This is a genomic window from Corallococcus sp. M7, assembly GCF_054512695.1.
Genome location: NZ_CM137252.1, coordinates 5,785,877 through 5,801,552, shown reverse-complemented (window position 1 = coordinate 5,801,552; position 15,676 = coordinate 5,785,877). Strand labels below are relative to the sequence as shown.

18 protein-coding genes and 1 tRNA gene are annotated in these 15,676 nt (G+C 68.4%); 15 read left to right on the top strand and 4 right to left on the bottom strand.

All coding sequences use genetic code 11. From position 1 onward, the window contains the following. Nucleotides 1–2 precede the first annotated feature (2 nt). The 8 genes from ACX114_RS23140 to ACX114_RS23105 all read left to right on the top strand — a co-directional run bounded on the left by ACX114_RS23140 (nt 3) and on the right by ACX114_RS23105 (nt 3,863). Complete coding sequence (locus ACX114_RS23140) at nt 3–620, top strand: iron-containing redox enzyme family protein (RefSeq protein ID WP_459287864.1); 618 nt, start codon at nt 3–5, stop codon at nt 618–620. Nucleotides 621–848: 228 nt separating this feature from the next. Next, a tRNA-Arg gene (locus ACX114_RS23135) sits at nt 849–922 on the top strand. Between the two features lie 424 nt (nt 923–1,346). Further along, nucleotides 1,347–1,577: a hypothetical protein gene (locus ACX114_RS23130; RefSeq protein ID WP_459287863.1), complete on the top strand. Its 231-nt coding sequence runs from the start codon at nt 1,347–1,349 to the stop codon at nt 1,575–1,577. Beyond that, the gene (locus ACX114_RS23125) at nt 1,564–1,956 is read left to right on the top strand and encodes a PP2C family protein-serine/threonine phosphatase (protein WP_459287861.1); all 393 of its coding nucleotides are present in this window, start codon (nt 1,564–1,566) and stop codon (nt 1,954–1,956) included. Before ACX114_RS23130 ends, ACX114_RS23125 begins: the two co-directional genes overlap by 14 nt. A gap of 228 nt (nt 1,957–2,184) precedes the next feature. Further along, nucleotides 2,185–2,490 carry a LexA family protein gene (locus ACX114_RS23120; protein ID WP_459287859.1) on the top strand — a complete coding sequence of 102 codons (306 nt, stop codon included), beginning with the start codon at nt 2,185–2,187 and terminating at the stop codon, nt 2,488–2,490. Continuing rightward, nucleotides 2,483–2,857 (top strand): hypothetical protein, encoded by a 375-nt coding sequence (locus tag ACX114_RS23115; protein WP_459287857.1) that lies wholly within the window; start codon nt 2,483–2,485, stop codon nt 2,855–2,857. The genes ACX114_RS23120 and ACX114_RS23115 overlap by 8 nt, the downstream gene beginning before the upstream one ends. Nucleotides 2,858–2,925: 68 nt before the next feature. Continuing rightward, nucleotides 2,926–3,507 (top strand): sigma factor, encoded by a 582-nt coding sequence (locus ACX114_RS23110; protein WP_459287855.1) that lies wholly within the window; start codon nt 2,926–2,928, stop codon nt 3,505–3,507. Next, nucleotides 3,504–3,863: a hypothetical protein gene (locus ACX114_RS23105; protein WP_459287853.1), complete on the top strand. Its 360-nt coding sequence runs from the start codon at nt 3,504–3,506 to the stop codon at nt 3,861–3,863. The genes ACX114_RS23110 and ACX114_RS23105 overlap by 4 nt, the downstream gene beginning before the upstream one ends. Nucleotides 3,864–4,898: 1,035 nt before the next feature. On the opposite strand, the gene ACX114_RS23100 is transcribed toward ACX114_RS23105, so the two are convergent. Together ACX114_RS23100 and ACX114_RS23095 are read right to left on the bottom strand one after the other, a co-directional pair. Further along, the gene (locus ACX114_RS23100; RefSeq protein ID WP_459287851.1) at nt 4,899–5,729 is read right to left on the bottom strand and encodes a hypothetical protein; all 831 of its coding nucleotides are present in this window, start codon (nt 5,727–5,729) and stop codon (nt 4,899–4,901) included. Nucleotides 5,730–5,929: 200 nt separating this feature from the next. After that, complete coding sequence (locus tag ACX114_RS23095; protein WP_459287849.1) at nt 5,930–7,069, bottom strand: IS630 family transposase; 1,140 nt, start codon at nt 7,067–7,069, stop codon at nt 5,930–5,932. 52 nt (nt 7,070–7,121) lie between these two features. Here ACX114_RS23095 and ACX114_RS23090 point away from each other — a divergent pair, with 52 nt between their 5' ends. From ACX114_RS23090 to ACX114_RS23075, 4 genes are all read left to right on the top strand, one after another. Then, nucleotides 7,122–7,376, top strand: coding sequence for a LexA family protein (locus ACX114_RS23090; RefSeq protein WP_459287847.1), 255 nt, complete (start codon nt 7,122–7,124; stop codon nt 7,374–7,376). A 61-nt stretch (nt 7,377–7,437) separates the two neighbouring features. Further along, complete coding sequence (locus ACX114_RS23085; RefSeq protein ID WP_459287845.1) at nt 7,438–7,716, top strand: hypothetical protein; 279 nt, start codon at nt 7,438–7,440, stop codon at nt 7,714–7,716. A 441-nt stretch (nt 7,717–8,157) separates the two neighbouring features. Continuing rightward, the gene (locus ACX114_RS23080; protein ID WP_459287843.1) at nt 8,158–8,670 is read left to right on the top strand and encodes a hypothetical protein; all 513 of its coding nucleotides are present in this window, start codon (nt 8,158–8,160) and stop codon (nt 8,668–8,670) included. 741 nt (nt 8,671–9,411) lie between these two features. Next, nucleotides 9,412–9,540: a hypothetical protein gene (locus ACX114_RS23075; protein WP_459287841.1), complete on the top strand. Its 129-nt coding sequence runs from the start codon at nt 9,412–9,414 to the stop codon at nt 9,538–9,540. A 500-nt stretch (nt 9,541–10,040) separates the two neighbouring features. Here ACX114_RS23075 and ACX114_RS23070 read toward each other — a convergent pair whose 3' ends face one another. Both ACX114_RS23070 and ACX114_RS23065 read right to left on the bottom strand, forming a co-directional pair. Then, on the bottom strand, nt 10,041–10,412 hold the full coding sequence (locus ACX114_RS23070) for a GIY-YIG nuclease family protein (RefSeq protein WP_459287839.1): 372 nt from the start codon (nt 10,410–10,412) through the stop codon (nt 10,041–10,043). A gap of 9 nt (nt 10,413–10,421) precedes the next feature. Continuing rightward, nucleotides 10,422–12,266, bottom strand: a complete 1,845-nt coding sequence (locus ACX114_RS23065) for an ATP-binding protein (RefSeq protein ID WP_459287837.1) — start codon at nt 12,264–12,266, stop codon at nt 10,422–10,424. A 657-nt stretch (nt 12,267–12,923) separates the two neighbouring features. Here ACX114_RS23065 and ACX114_RS23060 point away from each other — a divergent pair. The 3 genes from ACX114_RS23060 to ACX114_RS23050 all read left to right on the top strand — a co-directional run bounded on the left by ACX114_RS23060 (nt 12,924) and on the right by ACX114_RS23050 (nt 15,635). Continuing rightward, nucleotides 12,924–13,211: a hypothetical protein gene (locus tag ACX114_RS23060; RefSeq protein ID WP_459287835.1), complete on the top strand. Its 288-nt coding sequence runs from the start codon at nt 12,924–12,926 to the stop codon at nt 13,209–13,211. 307 nt (nt 13,212–13,518) lie between these two features. Then, nucleotides 13,519–14,079: a terminase small subunit gene (locus tag ACX114_RS23055; RefSeq protein ID WP_459287833.1), complete on the top strand. Its 561-nt coding sequence runs from the start codon at nt 13,519–13,521 to the stop codon at nt 14,077–14,079. Next, nucleotides 14,076–15,635 (top strand): phage terminase large subunit family protein, encoded by a 1,560-nt coding sequence (locus ACX114_RS23050; protein WP_459287831.1) that lies wholly within the window; start codon nt 14,076–14,078, stop codon nt 15,633–15,635. Before ACX114_RS23055 ends, ACX114_RS23050 begins: the two co-directional genes overlap by 4 nt. Nucleotides 15,636–15,676 lie beyond the last annotated feature (41 nt).

The following is a 15,676-nucleotide window of genomic DNA, read 5'->3' as shown; positions in this document are numbered from 1 at the left end:
GGATGAAGTCGCTGGAGGAGCAGTTGGAGGCGCTCACCGTCGGGATGGCGCGGCAGGTCGCGAGCTGGCTGCCGGCGGTGACGCCAGCGCGCTACGTGGCGTTTCTCGACATGATGTTCCACTACACGCGGCGCAGCGGAGACCGGCTGCGGCTCGCGGCCGAGCGCGCCACGCTCCCCGAGCTGAAGGCCTTCTTCGCGGAGCTGGCGGGGGACGAGCAGTCGCACTACCTGCTGGCCAGGGCGGACCTCGAGGCCTTCGGGCGAGAGCCCTCGTCCGACACGCCTCGCGAGGTGGCCGACTTCCACGCCTTCTGGGAGGGAATCGGGCCGGAGCGGCAGCTCGCCTTCCTGGGCGCGCTGCGCGTGCTGGAGGGCGTGGCGCGGCACCTGGGAGGCGAGGCCCGCCAGGGGCTGGGGCGGCTCGGGCTGGAGCGGACGAAGGCGCGCTTCCTCCTCGTCCACCTCGACGTGGACCTGGAGCACGGCGCGCGGGCCCAGGCGCTCTGCGCGGCGCTGGGGGCCGGGCACCCGGAGCCGCTGCTCGAAGGGGTCCGGCGGGCCGCCGACTTCTGGGTGGCCATCCACCGCGCGGCGCTGGCCGGCGAGGCGCGGCCCTGAGCGGGCGCCTCGGCGCACGGGACTCACCGACTGGCGGAGAGCGGGCCTTCCCCTCTGGAAGACAGACGCGGCGGGTCCTGACGGTGCGTCAATTCAAGACAAACATCCGCCTGCTTGCCCCGTGCGCGCCCGGGGAAGCGGCAGTTGCGGGGTGGACACAGGCCGCCCGGCCAGGCGTCAGACCCATTGCGCGACCCCCGTCCCCTGCTATAACGCCCGCCACCTCATGACCCCGTAGCTCAGTTGGATAGAGCGGCGGTTTCCTAAACCGCAGGCCACAGGTTCGATTCCTGTCGGGGTCACTCCGCCCCCCCGTTCCGACTGAGGATTTCGTCGGGACGGGGACGCGGGCTCCAGGGTCCAGCCGGTCCGTGGCGCTGTCGTGGCGTTGCGGCACCATCTCTGACGCCGGGGCGGGGGCGGTCCTCGCCTTCGTGAGGTCGGTGCCGCCAGTTCCCGGGTGCGTTGCCTGCGGCTTGGCGTGCTGGCCTAGATCTCCTGCCCAGGCCTGTACACACCACGCCTTGGACGCAGCTGTCGCGGAGTTGCAGCGCTTCCGATCTTCCGCCGGCTTCGTTCCGGAGGCCACGTCTATCATTGATGGCGAGAAGGGCGGTGTCCAATGAGCCGCTCCTTCGACGTAGGCGCGTGCTCCGAGCAGGCGCGCCGGGACTACCAGCAGGACGCCGCAGGCCACACCAGGGCCCGGCCGGGCTCGTCGCCGCCGTGGCGGACGGCCTGGGCAGCTACGAGGGCAGCGACAAGGAGGCCCAGGCTGCGGTGCGGACGGTGCTGGGGTACCCGTACCTGGAGCAGGCGGCTGCCGGTGATGGCTCGCTCAAGCGTGGCCTGGAGTCCGCCGTCGCGTACGCCCACCGCGACGTCCACCACAAGCAGCGTGTCGGCCAGCACGCGGGGCTGACCACGCTGGCTGGCCCTGCTGGTGATTGCGGGTGAGCGCGCTGCTGTGGCGCACGTGGGCGACAGCAGCGTCTACCGGCTCCGCGCGGGCCACCTGGAGCAGCTCACCGAGGACCATCGCGACAGCCGCCACGTCCTGACGCGGTGCCTCGGCAGCTACCGCACCGACTACACGCTGGACATGCTGGAGACGGACGTCCAGCTAGGGGACGTGTGGCGGCTGTCCACGGACGGCGTGCACGAGTCGCTGACGCCGGAGCAGCTCGCCTCGGTGCTGGCGGACGGCGCCGACGCTCAGGTGGCCGCCCAGGCTCTGGTGGAGTCCGCGCTCGCCGCCGGCAGCCGTGACAACTGCACCGCCCTGGTGGTGCGCGTGCCCGGGGACGCCCCGGAGACGGTGCGAGGTGCCGCGTGAGCGCGCCCAGCACTCACTCCGCCGCCGTCCTCAAGGTGGCACTGCGCAGCGGCACGGGCACCGCGTCTCCATCAGTGACTGCACTTGCATCGTCGTCAGCGTCTGGGACGCGGACGCGCGGAAGGCCTGGGCGCGGGCCGACGAACTGGCGCGCGTGCGCCGCGAGCGCGAGGCCGCCGCCCTGGCCTCCGGCTCCTGCGCTCCCGCCGTCAGCCGGAGGGCCGCGCGATGAGCTGCCGTCCCCCTCCTGAGAATGGCCCCTCCGGGGGCGCCCCCACGCAGCGCCAGCAGGAGGTGCTGGCCTTCGTCCACGCTTACAAGCAGGACAGGGGCGTGGCGCCCTCGGCGAGCGAGGTGTGCGAGCGCTTCGGCTGGGCGTCCAAGCGCGCCGCGACGGACTACTTCGAGCGGCTGGAGCAGCACCGACTGCTGCGGCGCCTGCCGAACGTCCACCGCGGGCTCGTCATCACCGAGTCCGGCGAGGTCTTGGCCAATGCCTACCTGCGCGAGCACCCCGAGGTGCTCAATGGGTAGCCCGCTGCCCACGCCCGAGGAGCGCCGCGAGCAGGTGCACGTGCTGGTGCGCACGTGCCCGAAGCGCGAGTTCGTCCTGCTGCGCCTGCGGCTGTACCGCGAGACGCCCACGTCGCCGGAGGACGCCGGCTACGCCGGGCTCAAGGCCCCGTGCGAGGTGTGCTGGACGCTGCGCCCGCGTTACCTGCAGCTCGGCGAGGTGAAGGAGCGCCCAGTGGCCACCTGTCGGCATCCCGCCTGCGAGCGGCTGTGGCGAACGGCGAAGAAGCGAGAGCAGCCTTTCCGCGAACGCACGAAGGCCACGCTGCTGGCCTCCTTCGCGGCGGGCCAGGACGTCGTCGCGCGCCGGCAGGCGGAGGTTCGATGAGTCCTATTCCGACTGCGAGCGCTGGCGTAACCGCCCGCACTCGTCCCCTAACGTCAGCTGAGCAGCACATGGTGCTCTCGGTTTCCGGCCTTGCGCGCCGCTCGGCCCATCGTTTCGTCCGGCTCGTCCCATCTGCGCATGCGTACCTGGATGACCTTGTCCAGTATGGCTTGCTTGGGGCTGCGAAAGCCGCCGTTGGATATGCAGAGGGAGCGGGCACCTTCGAAAACTACGCCTCCGTCGCCATCCGTCGTGCCATTCAGCGCGGCTGGCAGGAGTTGACGGACGTCTGGGCTCGGAAGGACGGCTCCTTCGCAGTGCTCGCCACCGTGCCGCTCGATGAGGCGGAGCGGGTGGCCGTTCCTCCCCTGCAGGAAGACCTGGTTGTGCGCGGAGACGCGCAAGGTCTCTACGCCTGCATCGGCGAACGGCTCGTCGCTCACATGCGCACCGGCACGCGTCAGGTGACTCGCGGCAAGGCTGCCGAGGCCTACCGTCTTTCATTGGAAGGAGAGTCTGGGGTGGAGATTGGAAGGCGCCTGGGCTGCAACCGGGAAGCTGCTCGTCAGTTGCTGGGAATGGCCGCGCAGGCCGTAGAACGTTGGGCGAACGAGGTCCTCCCAGAATGGGGGAGGAGGGCGGTGTCGTGAGCGCCAATCTTCCTCCCTCCGAGAGGTCGTGGCGCGCGCTTCGTCAGCGAACCGAGGCTGGGCGTTCGCTGGACGCACATCGAACGCAGGATGACTTGGTGGAACGTTTGGTTCGCTTCCACGCGGCCCGGCTTGCTTACCGGGACGCAGACTTCGCTGACCGTGCAACATGGAATACGGCTGTTCAGGAGCACGATAGCGCAGACGCTGCATTGTCCTTCGTCGCGCCACATCTGCGTGACCTCGTGCTCGAGGCACTGTCCGTCATGCGCTACGGGAAGTCTCCAGCACCAGCTCAGCTTGAGTTCGGAACGGAGGGCTATCCGCCATTGCTTGAGGAGCCCGACGATGCGTGACGCCGCGTTCGTCATCGCCGCGGTGCTGCTCTTGGCGTTGCCTACCTGCTGCGCGGATCCGCGTGGTGGTGGCTTGCTGCTGCCGCCTACGTGGCGTGCGTTTCTGCCTTCTGGCTGCGCATCTGGCTCCGCCGTCCCCGTCTCGAGTCCACCCCTGCCGTGCCGCGCCTGCGGCTCGCCGTCGACAACACCTGCCGTTTCTCGACACACCGCGCCAGAGGCATTCTGTGAGCGATTCCGTTTGGCAGCAGTTGGATCGGATGAAGGCGGAGCACGAAAAAACGAAGCTGCTGGTGCGCGCGGTACGTGGCGGACGCTTCAAGGGGCGCAAGCCGAATGGCGACTGATTCGCGTACAGCGGCGGGCAGGTCGTCAGGCCACCGCCCGTGGAGCTCGTGCTCTCGGTCGCCGCGTTGAAGTGCTTCACGTGCGGTCACGGCTTGGAGGAGCACTCACAGCGCGAACTCAGCGAGGAGGAATAAAAGGGCAAGCGCAACAAGGACAAGAAGCAGTGTGACGGCGGCAGTGCGTTGGGGCCGTGTCCCTACGTGAAGACGCCGGACGAGATTCACGCGAGACAGACGGACCGGGAGTGGATTGCGCAGCGCCTGGCGTCGGTCATGCGCGAGCGCGATCTTCCTGGCGCAAGTCGGGTGAGTGCCACCACGGTGTTCGACGGCCTGCGTGGACCCTCCGTCGCGGCGGAGGGAAGCCAAGCCTGACTTCCCGTCCTGCCCGAAGTGCGAGCAGCGCGCCATATATCCGAGCCTGGATAACGAGGGCGACGAGTCGTTCAGCTGTGCCGCATGCGGTGATGAGCCGCACGTTCGTCGCGAGGTGCGGGCGCAGGCGCGGGAAGCGCTTACCACCATCGGTGGCGGTGCCTCGGCGTTCAAGGCGCTCTGGGGATAGGAAGCTCGCGGACGAGCGCGCGAAGGTGGCGCGCCTCGCGGAGGGCCGGTGGTGAGTTCCACGCACATCCTCCCCGGCTGCGTCCTCGTCTTCGCAGAGCGACCTGTGGACGCGTCCCTTGTTTCAGCTTTCCTTCCGCTGGCCAAGAGCGCCGACCATTTCCAGCGTGAGCGATCCCGCAGCCTTGAAGGTGGTGCCATCGTACGTGAGGACGGCGACGCCTTGTGCGCGAAGGAAGCGCTCTCGCGCATCGGACACCGGTGCGTTCGTCACGAGGCAGAGGAGGTCGTCTGGCTCGCCGTAGAAGTGTCGGTACTCCAGCAGCTGCGAGAGGCCAGAGCGCGTCTGGTGCACTTCGTTCGCACCCATCAGCGTCTTCGCTTCAAAGATGACGCGCCTAGTATCGCCTGGTCGACGCGCCCACAGGTCCACGGCCCCAGGCATCTCCTCGATAAGGCTCCAATCGGCCACCCAGAGTGCCCGGTTGAGCGCGGCGAGAAGGCGGTGATGATCCACCACAGCTTTCTCCTTCCTGGCAAGAGTCTCCTCCAGGGATTCTTGCGTGTCGCCCGGAACGAATGGAGAGGGTTCGCGGGTCTCGTCGAATGGGCGAGGCGTGAAGTTGCGCCGGGCACTCAGGTGCGGTGATTCCTCCGTGGCGACACCACTCTTCGCGGTTACCACCTCAAATCCAAGCGCTTCAAGTTTGATCTTTACGGTGGCCTCGCGCCCGATAAATGCCGTGTGTGGAAGTGGGCCTTGCTCGGGATATTGCACCCCAAAGGCTACGCAGATGAGGGCTTTTGCGTCGAAGAACTCATTGTTGTGTCGAACGAGGTATCGACGGGCTCGATTCAAGTTGTACTTGCGAAGGAATGCGTCGCGACCGAGTGCTCGGCACTCAGCGAGGGCTGCCAGGACCGCCTCTCGCGATGTGAGTTCTTGAAGGGCCACGCGGTAACCGTACTCCAACCCTACCCACAATGGCTGCTTGCCAGCTTCGCGGGAGGTGCCCAGTGAGCCCCTGCGCGGCGCCCATGCGCGTCCCTATCTTCGGAGTCACTGCGCCCCAGCCGTGGGCTTGGTCCGTCGAAGTCCGCAACGCGCCGGTGCTCAACCTCCACTAGTACGTCGGCACAGAGGTTTTGAATGGTTCAGGCGGCGGCCTTGGATGCCGCCGCCTGCGCCGTCAGCGGGTAGGACTTACCCAGCTTCTGTCGGGCGGAGTCGACGCTGAAGCGCCAGCGGATGCGGGCGCGCGCGAGATTGCGCTGGCGCTGCCATCGCGCCACCTCTTGCTTGAGTGTCTTCACATCGCCCAGTCGCCGACCCAAGCACTGGCGCGTGAGGATGCTGATTTCAATCTCCACCATGTTCAGCCAGCTGGCGTGTTTGGGCACATAGTGAAATTCCAGTTTGCGCAGGAGTCGGCGCGCCTCCTGGGGCGGAAACGTCTCATAGAGGGCGGCGGCGCTGTGGGTGGAGAGGTTGTCGAGCACCACCCGCACCCGCTCCGCGTCCGGGTAGTGCTCGTCGACGAGGTCCCGCATCTGGCGGGCAAAATCCCTCGAGGTGCGGCTGGGCGTGACGTCCACGTGGCGTCGGCCAGCGTGCACGTCCAGGTGCACGAAGAGGTTGGCCGTGCCGTTGCGCTGGTATTCGTAGTCGTAGCGGCGGGGCCGTCCCGGGGCCGCGGGCACCGGCGTGCGCACCTCGCCGATGAGTTGGACCGGCGTCTCGTCGAAGCACACCACCGGGTGCGCCTTGTCGGCGGGTGCCGCATACAACTCCAGCACGTCCTCCATGCGCGCCACGTACTCAGCATCCACCTTGGGGATGCACCACATGCGCTTCTGCCAGGGCTTCAGCTCATTCTCCTCCAGGCGTCGGCGCACCGTCTCGCGCGAGAGGCCCTCGTGCTCGGTCAGCCGCACCATCTCGTCGGCGAGCAACTGAAGCGTCCAGCGTGCCCGTCCTGCTGGCGGCCCCGAGCACGCGGTGGCCACCAGCAAGGCTTCCTCCTTGCCACTCAGCTTGCGCTCCGCCCCCGCGCGCTGTTTCTCGTGGAGCGCGTGCGTGACGCCTCCTTCCACGAAACGGCGCTTCACCCGGAAGACGGTGGAGAGGCCCACCTGGACGCTTCTCGCGATGTCCTCGTCGGTGCGTTGGGCATGTGCGGCCAGCAGCACCTGGGCACGCTTGAGGTGGCGCACGCGCCCGGTGCCACCAGACACCAATGCCTTCAGCTCCTGCTTCTCCTCGGGGGTGAGTGTCACCCGGTGGCGTACAGTCATGGGAATCTTGCGCTCCAGCAAAGAATGGAGACGGACTACCCACGGGCACCGCGTGTCGATTCCCTCCGAACCACCACGCTTCACCGAACTGCAGGGCCAATACCTGGCCTTCATCTACGCCTACTCGCGTATCCACCGGCGTGCGCCGGCCGAAGCCGACATGCAGCGCTTTTTCGGTACCAGCCCGCCCACGGTGCATCGCATGGTGCTGGAGCTTGAACGCCTGGGCCTCATCCGGCGCAGCGCTGGCCAGGCTCGGAGCATTGAACTGCTTGTGCGGCCGGAGGCCCTACCCATCCTGCGATAGGCGGGGCCTATACCAACCGGTCAAATCCTCTGTGCCGACGTACTAGGCCCCGGAGGATGACGTGCTGGGCGCCTATGTCGCGGTGTGCGCGGCAGCAGAGTACGTGCCCGAGCTGGCCGAGTGGATGGCCTCCTGGCACGGGCCGGGCGTCGCGGCCCCGCGCGCGGGCGAGGCGCCCTCCAGCGCAGTAGTGGCAGTGGCGCGCGTCTCCGCGGTGTCGCTGTGGCCGGACGGTGAGCGACAGTCACGCTGGTACGTGGGCCCGGCGGGCCTGTGGCTTGAGGACGTGGTGGCACTGCCGGAGCCCGTCGCGTGCGAGCCTCGCCCCGCGGATGTGTAGTGGGAGGTGCCCGCGCCGTTGCTGGCTCGCGTGCGCCTCGCTTTCGGTGCCGTCGTCGGGGAGGGCAAGGCACGATGGGCCGCCTACGAGGCCCTTGCCGCGCGCAGCGGTGGTCGCGAGCCTGCCTCCCTCCGCGAGCGCGTCCTCCGCATGTGCGGTTGCCGGCGCCCGCTGACGAAGTGCTCCACATGCCGGACCTGGCGCTGCACCGCGCCAGGGTGTCCGCCGCACACCTGCGCCGCCGGGGTGTCTCCTTGAGCCGCTGCCGCCTGCCCGCCGTGCGCTGCGAGGACTTGCGGGGCCACTCGCCTGGGCGACGCCATCACCGACGACGGCAGGCCGTCGCCCCACGCACCGCGCGTGGCATCGGCGGTCGTGCGCGCAAAGCCCCCGGGCCCCTGGCCAACCTGCCGCCACGGTGTCGCCGCGCTGGCCGACTGCGTGGATCGGCCCGTCCCGCCTCCACCTCTGGAGATCGCGGAGGGCGAGCCGGTGCCTCCGGGCATGGTGCGCCTGCTGTCCGGGCAGCTGGTCAGCGAGGAGGAGGCGGCCCAGGTGATTCCCGGCGAGCTCCCGCCCCAGGCGCGCTGGCCCAGCGAGGCCTCACCCGCGCCGGAGTCTGACGCGCCCAGCTACCGCCGCGAGCCCGCGGGGGCATGCTGCGCGCACACGTTCGACGTGGGCGCCCTGCACGATGAGCTGGACGCGCTGCGCGCCCAGGTGGCCCAGCTGCGCGAGGACCTGGCGCGCAGCGAGGGCCGCGCGGAGGGGTTCGCGCGCGCCATCTCACTGCTGGCCCCGTCCCTTGCCGTCCCCAGCGTGTCCCTCCCTTTGTCCCCATGGCTGTCCCCATGTCCCCGGGGACATGTCCCCTTTGTCCCCGGGGACAGACGGGGACATGAAGGGGGGGAGGAGGGAAGCAGCAGCAACATCGACGAAAGACGAAGAGCGTAGGGAATACGAGGAGTTGAAGAAGCAGAAGCAGCGACAGAAGATGCGTGCTGCTGAAAGCGCGCGTGACGTGTCCCCTGTCGCATTGTCCCCGGGGACATGTCCCCTGTCCCTCTATCCCGCGCCGTCGGGGACACGTCCCCGGCAGCCCCTGTCCCGGGGCCCCCGTCGTCCGCAAGGCCCGGCCGAAGTGGATGGAGGACGACGCGCCGAGCCCGGACAAGGTGTTCTTCGCGTGGACTCAGGAGGAGCGCTGCCGACACTTCGGCCGCGCCATCCCCGAAGCGCCCCCGCCGGGCTGGGCCACTTGGTATGCGGACGCGCTGGCCGCCGTCGGAGGCGACGAGGGGCGCCTGCGCGTAGCTTTGCTCGCGTGGTTGGAGGACACCTGGGGGCAGTCTCGCCAGCCGGTGTGCGCCGCCCGGGTCTTCATCGGCGCGGAGGTGTGGCGCCGGCACGTCCCGCGGCAGGGCGGGGCCGAGTTGGGCAGCGCGGGCGTGGCGCAGATGTCCCCCGCCGAGGTCCGCCGCTGTGCGCAGCTGGGCGTGGGCCGCGGTGAGGAGCCGAGCGCTCCCTGCGCCACCGGGTGCGGGACGGCGTCCGCCCTGGTCGTGTGGGGGGCACCCGTTGTGCCGGGGCTGCGCGGCTGGAGGCGGACGTGCCGCGGCTCACGGCGGACAGCGTCTCCGGCTGGGTGGCATCCCGGGCACGTGGAGCACTCGCTGCCGCGCTGGAGGCAAGTCCATGAGCTGCATCCGCTTCGGAGTGCCGGTGGAGACCGTCAACACCTCCAACCGTCGTGAGCACCACATGCAGCGCCACCGCCGCGCCAAGGGGCAGCGCGACGCCACCCACCTCTTGTGGCCGGGCTAGAGCGGCCCCGCCCTCCTGGTGGTGCGCCTCACCCGCGTGTCCCCGAGGACGCTCGACAATGGGGACAACCTCCCCATCGCCATGAAGAGCATCCGCGACGAGGTCGCACGGCAGCTCCGCCTGGACGACGCCTCGCCCTTGGTTCGCTGGGTTTACGCCCAAGCCCAAGGGGCGCCGTCCGTCCTCGTGGTGCTCTACTGGGGGATGATCCGCTGGCCGCCGCCGTCCGCGCCCAGGACTCGCTCGCGCCCCCTCAGCCCAGGTGTCTCCAGCGCCCGTTGCTCCCCGCTCATCCAGAAAAACGCAGACAAAGAAAGGTACGGCGTCCCGGAAGTCGGCGCTGCGCGGGCTCGCGGCCCTGGCCACTCCGGCAGGGCCGGCCAAAAGGCACGCAGGACGTGCCGAAGTGGGATGCTGGGCCCTCGCAAGTTGTACTTCTCAAAGTCCGGTGCGCTATGACCGCGCGGGCCTTCCCGAAGGCCCGCGCGGTCACGGCTCGGTCAGGCGGCGATGTACTCCTGCATCTGGCCTGCGAACTCGCAGTACGGACACCTGGTCCCGTTCGAGGACGGTGGTGCCGGGTGGTACTTGTTCGCGACCTTCACGCCTGTCTGCTGAAGCACGTGCCAGTACTCGCACTCGAGCATGAAGGCGTCACCGGGGTTGTCCGCGTACTTGAAGATGAAGTACTCGAACTCGTAGAGGTGGTTGTGTCCGGACAGTCGCGTGCGCAGGCACGTGTCAGAACGGCCGACGTACCCGGGGGTGAAGTCGGGCCCCATTCCAAGGAGGTAGACCCCGGGCCGGCAGGGCTCAATCTGCTTGCGAACCTCCTTCGGCAGGAACAGGCGCGGGACGTAGAGCTTGCTCATCGCACTCACCTACGCCTTCTTGGCTTCCATGTTCGACACGGCCGTGGCCAGCACGATGCCCCACTGAGACCGGATGGTCTCCAGGTCGTCGTCGGTGGCCTTGCCTAGCATCATGCCCTCAGCCTTCGCGTAGCTCATCAGCAGGAGCTGGAAGCCGTGGCGGGCCGCCTTCTCGGCGTCCGTCTTCGCCCCCTCGTTCGGGTCGGAGTCTTCGGTCAGCGTCTCTACGCTGCCGCAAAGCGGCTCGAACACCTGCTTGTAGAAGGGATGCGCGATGTTGAGCTTGACCACCGTGAGCCCCAGCAGGTGCTCAGTCTCGAAGAGCACCTGCTTGGGGAAGCGAACCGGGAGGAGCGCGAACTCCTTCTTCTTGAGATCCTCCTTCTTCTTCTCCTTGTCAGCGGGCGAGCTCGCCTGGGAGCGCACGTCCTCGTCAATAAGGCGGTCGAGAGCGGCCTCCTGGACGTCCGGGGGCGTGTCGCTGCCGCGGACGCTGCGCGGCAGCTTCGCGCTGGCGGCCGACATGTCGTCCTCTGCCGCGGAGAAGACCCCGTTGTTCTGGAGCTTCGCGGCCTCGGCGTCGTCGAAGTCGCGTTTGATCTGCTGGCGCAGCGTGGTGACCACAGGGAAGATCTTCGCGCGGATCTGGTCCTTCAACGACTTCACCGGCTCAGCCCCGCGCTTGATGTAGCGCACGTGGAAGTAGTCATCGAGCTCGGGAGGGAAGCCGATTTCGCAGCCCCACCAGCGGTCGATATCGAGGGTAGCGGCCTGGCCCTTGGAGCCGAGGATGTAGGGCACCGCGCCGTAGAGCACCTCCCGGTCGGCGCGCAGGATGCTGATGCCCTCGTTCTCGTCGATCTTGTGCTCCTTCGCGAAGGTGCTGCCACCGGCCCCGCGCGCAACGCGCCACTCCTTCGGGAGCATGGACATCGTGATGGTGACCTGCGCCATCTTGCCCGGCTGTCCCGGCACCTCGAGCTCGATGATGTCCGACCCGACGACCTTCGCCTTCAGCTCCTGCTTCCCGCCCACCTCGAACCGTGTGGGGCTCGCGACGTAAAGCGGGTCGTGGAGGTAGACCTCCTTGCCGTCGAGGAAGAAGCGCCGGGGCCCAATGAACTTCCGGTAGGTGCGCCCAATGAAGGTCGCCAGTCCCTTGATCTGCTCGGACGCGGCGATCCCCTTTTCCTGCTCCGTCTGGTCCTTCTGCAGTCGGTCGCAGTTAGTGATGAACACCACCGTCCCACTCGATCCCTTGATCAGCTCGGCGTACTTGGCCGGAGGCCTCTTCGGGGTGGGTGTCGGGATGACCTTTTGCTCACCATGCCCGATCTCGTCGAGGTCGATGTACGTGTGGAAGAAGGGCCCCTCCTTCGTCTCGCGCGAGTACACCTCGAGGCGGCGGCCGAGCGAAATGCCGCCCAGCGTCATGCCGACCCCAAACCGGCCGATGCCACGCCGCCCGTTCGACTTCATCGGCCGCAGCGACTCGCCCAGCACGAGGCAGCGCGCGAGGACGTCGGGGGACATCCCGACGCCGTTGTCCACAGTTGCGACCGAGCCGACGACGTTGACGGTCTTGGTCGTGAACTGCTTGGGCTCCTGCTCGACGAAGACCCAGATGCTCTGGGCGCCGCTCTCAACCGAGTTATCGAGCAGCTCGCCGACACCGCTCTCGATGTTGTACTCCGCGTAGCGGAGCGACTCCATCATCCGGTCGAGGCGAACGGGGGACACACCGTTGGCATTCTGCATCTGCAGCTCGGGCGGGAGGGTGTTGTTGGGGGCGCCGTCACCCGGCTTGCTGGGGATGATGGGGGTCGACTTCGAACGCGAGGACTTCTTCTCCATTATAGGACTCCTGGCAACGACGAGTTCACTGCGAGTCCGGAACGGAGGCATAAAAAAACCCGCCAACTGGCAGGTCCTCTAAGCCAAACGGTTTTCCGGAATCACGTGCTCGTCGAGCGTGGAGACCCCGCGCCCAGCTTGCGACATCAACAACCGCGACTCGTTCACCCGTTCTAATCCCGACGCCCCTTGCGGGTGATGTCGAGACCTATCGGACTCACAGGGAACTTAGCAGACCCACGCCGAATTACAAGCCGCCGTCGCCTGCCCCGTCGCTACGCAAGCGTCGGAACCTTGGCCGGGACCGCGTGGATGGCGCAGACGCGCGACGTCGTACGCGAGCTCTTGTAGTTCAGGAACGCCGCGACCTGCGCCGGCGGCGCCCCGGCGTTGATGGCCCAGGTGGAGACGCTGTGCTGCAGTTATCCGGGCTGACTCCATGTGGAACTTAGTCGTGGGGTTAGGGGTGAAAGCCAATGGGCATTCGGTGAGGACTCCTGTTGTATTCGGCAGGTTCGCGCTCATCCCGTGCATGACGCCGGTCGGTGCGGCACAGTAGGTGCGTCCATGGCCTCCTGCCGCACTCCAGACCAGTGCTTCGAAGACAACTGCCCCCGGCCGCGGGCGCCCCGGCACCGACGCTGCCACGGGCTCCTCATGCGGCAGCGGCGCAGGCAGCCGATGCCGGAGCCGCTGCGCAAGCCCTACGCGTCGCCCTGGGACAGGCTGACGGCCGCAGCCCTGGCCTACGCCGAGGCGGGCGATGGAGACGAGGAGGACTTCTCCCGCGCCCAGGACCGGCTCCGGAAAGCGGCCCAGGCCTACGCGCAGAAGGAGCCGCCCCCGGCAGCTCAGGTAGGGACGTCCCCTCGCGCCCTGCGGAAGCGGCCGGAGCCGGAGGGACAGCTCGCGCTGTGGGACGAAGCGCCCGAGCGCCAGGCCTGAGCGCGTCAGCCCCCTTGGCCCGCGGGCCGACGAAGTCGCAGGTGGGGCAGTACCAGTCCTCGCGTCCCGGGATCGGCGTTGCGTTCGGGTGCTCGCACTCCGCGAGCCCCGGGCAGCGCTGGTACAGATCCTCCTGGCCTGCGCACCAGTGTGGTGAGTGGGGATGGGTTTGGCAGGCGGGGCAGTAGCGCGGCGTCATGACGTCTCCGTGGTGTGGCCGGGGAAGAGTCCCCGGTGTCCATGAAGAAGGGCCGGCCTCCCTTTCCCGCGCCGGACGTTGTCCACGCGACGCCGGAGACTCGGTGGCGTGGGAAGCACGCCTCCTCGCAAGCCCAGCACGCGCCGCAGCCGGAAGACGCCGGCGGATGAGTCGCGCGCCCAGGTCCTGACGGCGAAGCAGGAGCGCTTCGTCCAGGAGTACCTCCTCGACCTCAATTCCACCCGGGCCGCCGGCTACTCGGAGCGCACCGCCGAGTCGCAGAGCAGTCGCATGTTGAGGAATGTCAAGGTGTTGGAGGCCGTCGCGGCGGCCCAGAAGGCCCGTGCCGAGCGCGTCGAGGTGAAGGCGGACGATGTCCTGCGCGAGCTGCTCCTCATCTCCCGGACGGACATCGGCGACGCCTTCAGCCCCACCGGGGCGCTGCTGCCGCTGAAGGAGCTGCCGGCCCACCTGCGCCGGGCCATCTCCTCCATCGAGGTGGATCAGCTCACTGTGGACGGCGAGGCCATCGGCACCGTGGCGAAGGTGAAGCTCTGGGACAAGCCGAAGTCCCTGGAGCTGCTGGGCAAGCACCTGCGCCTCTTCGTCGACAAGGTGGATGCCGTCGTCCAGCACAGTCACGAGGACGCGCTGGGATCGCTGGAATGAGAGCCCCCGCTCGCCGCCGCGCGGCCGAGTCGTTCCACCAGGGCTCGGCCCCGGCGCCCCTCTCCCCGCGGGAGAAGGCCATCCGCCAGCGGCTGAAGGACGACTTCCCGCACTACGCCTCGCGGTGCCTGCGCATCCGTCCGAAAGAGGTGACGGGCGGGGAGTTGCCGGCGCTGAATCTCAACCGGGCGCAGCTGTACATCCACGAGCGGCTGGAGGCGCAGCTGAAGCGCCGGGGCTTCGTGCGCGCCATCGTCCTGAAGGGGCGCCAGCAGGGCTGCAGCACGTACGTCGAGGCGCGCTTCTACTGGAAGGTGAGCCACCTGAAGGGCGTGCGCGCCTACATCCTCACGCACGAGGACGCGGCGACGGTGAACCTCTTCGACATGGCGAAGCGGTACCACGATTGTGTCCCGACCCTGGTGAAGCCGTCGACGAGTGCCTCCAACGCGAAGGAGCTCCTCTTCGACAGGTTGTCCTCCGGCTACAAGGTGCGCACCGCGGGCGCGAAGGGGACGGTGCGCTCCTCTACCATCCAGTACTTCCACGGCAGCGAGGTGGCCTTCTGGCCCAACGCCGCAACGCACATGTGCGGCGTCATTGAGGGCGTGCCAACGGCGCCCGGCACCGAAGTCATCCTGGAGAGCACTAGCGACGGGCCCCAGGGCCTCTTCCACCACCTGTGCATGGCGGCGCAGAAGGGGGAGAACGACTTCGAGCTCATCTTCGTGCCGTGGTTCTGGCAGGAAGAGTACCGGCGCGAGGTGCCGCCGGGCTTCGAGCGCACCAGCGAGGAGGCGCGGTACGCGGCACTCTGCCGCGAGGCACACGGCTACGAACTGGACGACGCGCAGCTCGCCTGGCGCCGGGCGAAGATTTCCGTCTACGAGAAGGGCATCCACGACTTCCGTCGCGAGTACCCGGCGACGGTGGAGGAGGCCTTCAAGGCCGCAGCGGTGGGCGCGCTGTGGACGCAGGAGGTGCTGGACAACACCCGCGTCTCCGCGCTGCCGAAGGACGCCGAGGGCAACCCGCTGCCCATGGTGCGCGTGGTGGTGACGGTGGACCCTGACGGCGGCGACGGGCCCGCCAACGACGAGGTGGGCATCGTCTGCGCGGGCAAGGCCAGCAACGGCCACGCCTACGTCTGGCGCGACGACTCCGGGAAGTACTCCGCAGAGGCGTGGGCAGCGAAGTCCCTGGCCGTCTACGAGAAGGAGAGCGCGGACGCGTTCGTGAGGGAGAAGAACTTCGGCGGCGACATGGTGGAGACAAACCTCCGTGCCAAGGCCCGCGAGATGAAGAAGCACGTTACCGTGAAGGTGGTGACGGCCTCGCGCGGCAAGGCGAAGCGCACGGAGCCGGTGGCAGCCCTCTTCGAGCGCGGCATGGCCCACCACGTGGGGCGCCTGCCCGCGCTGGAGGACGAGCAGACAACGTGGGTGTCCGGGGAGTCCACCTGGAGCCTCAACCGCATGGACGCGGAGGTGTGGGCCCTCACGGAGCTGATGCTCGGCGAGGGGACGGCCACCTTCCAGGTGAGGAGCTACCGGTGATGGCCTGCCCGCTGCCGACGGCGTCCGCGTCAGCCCACTAC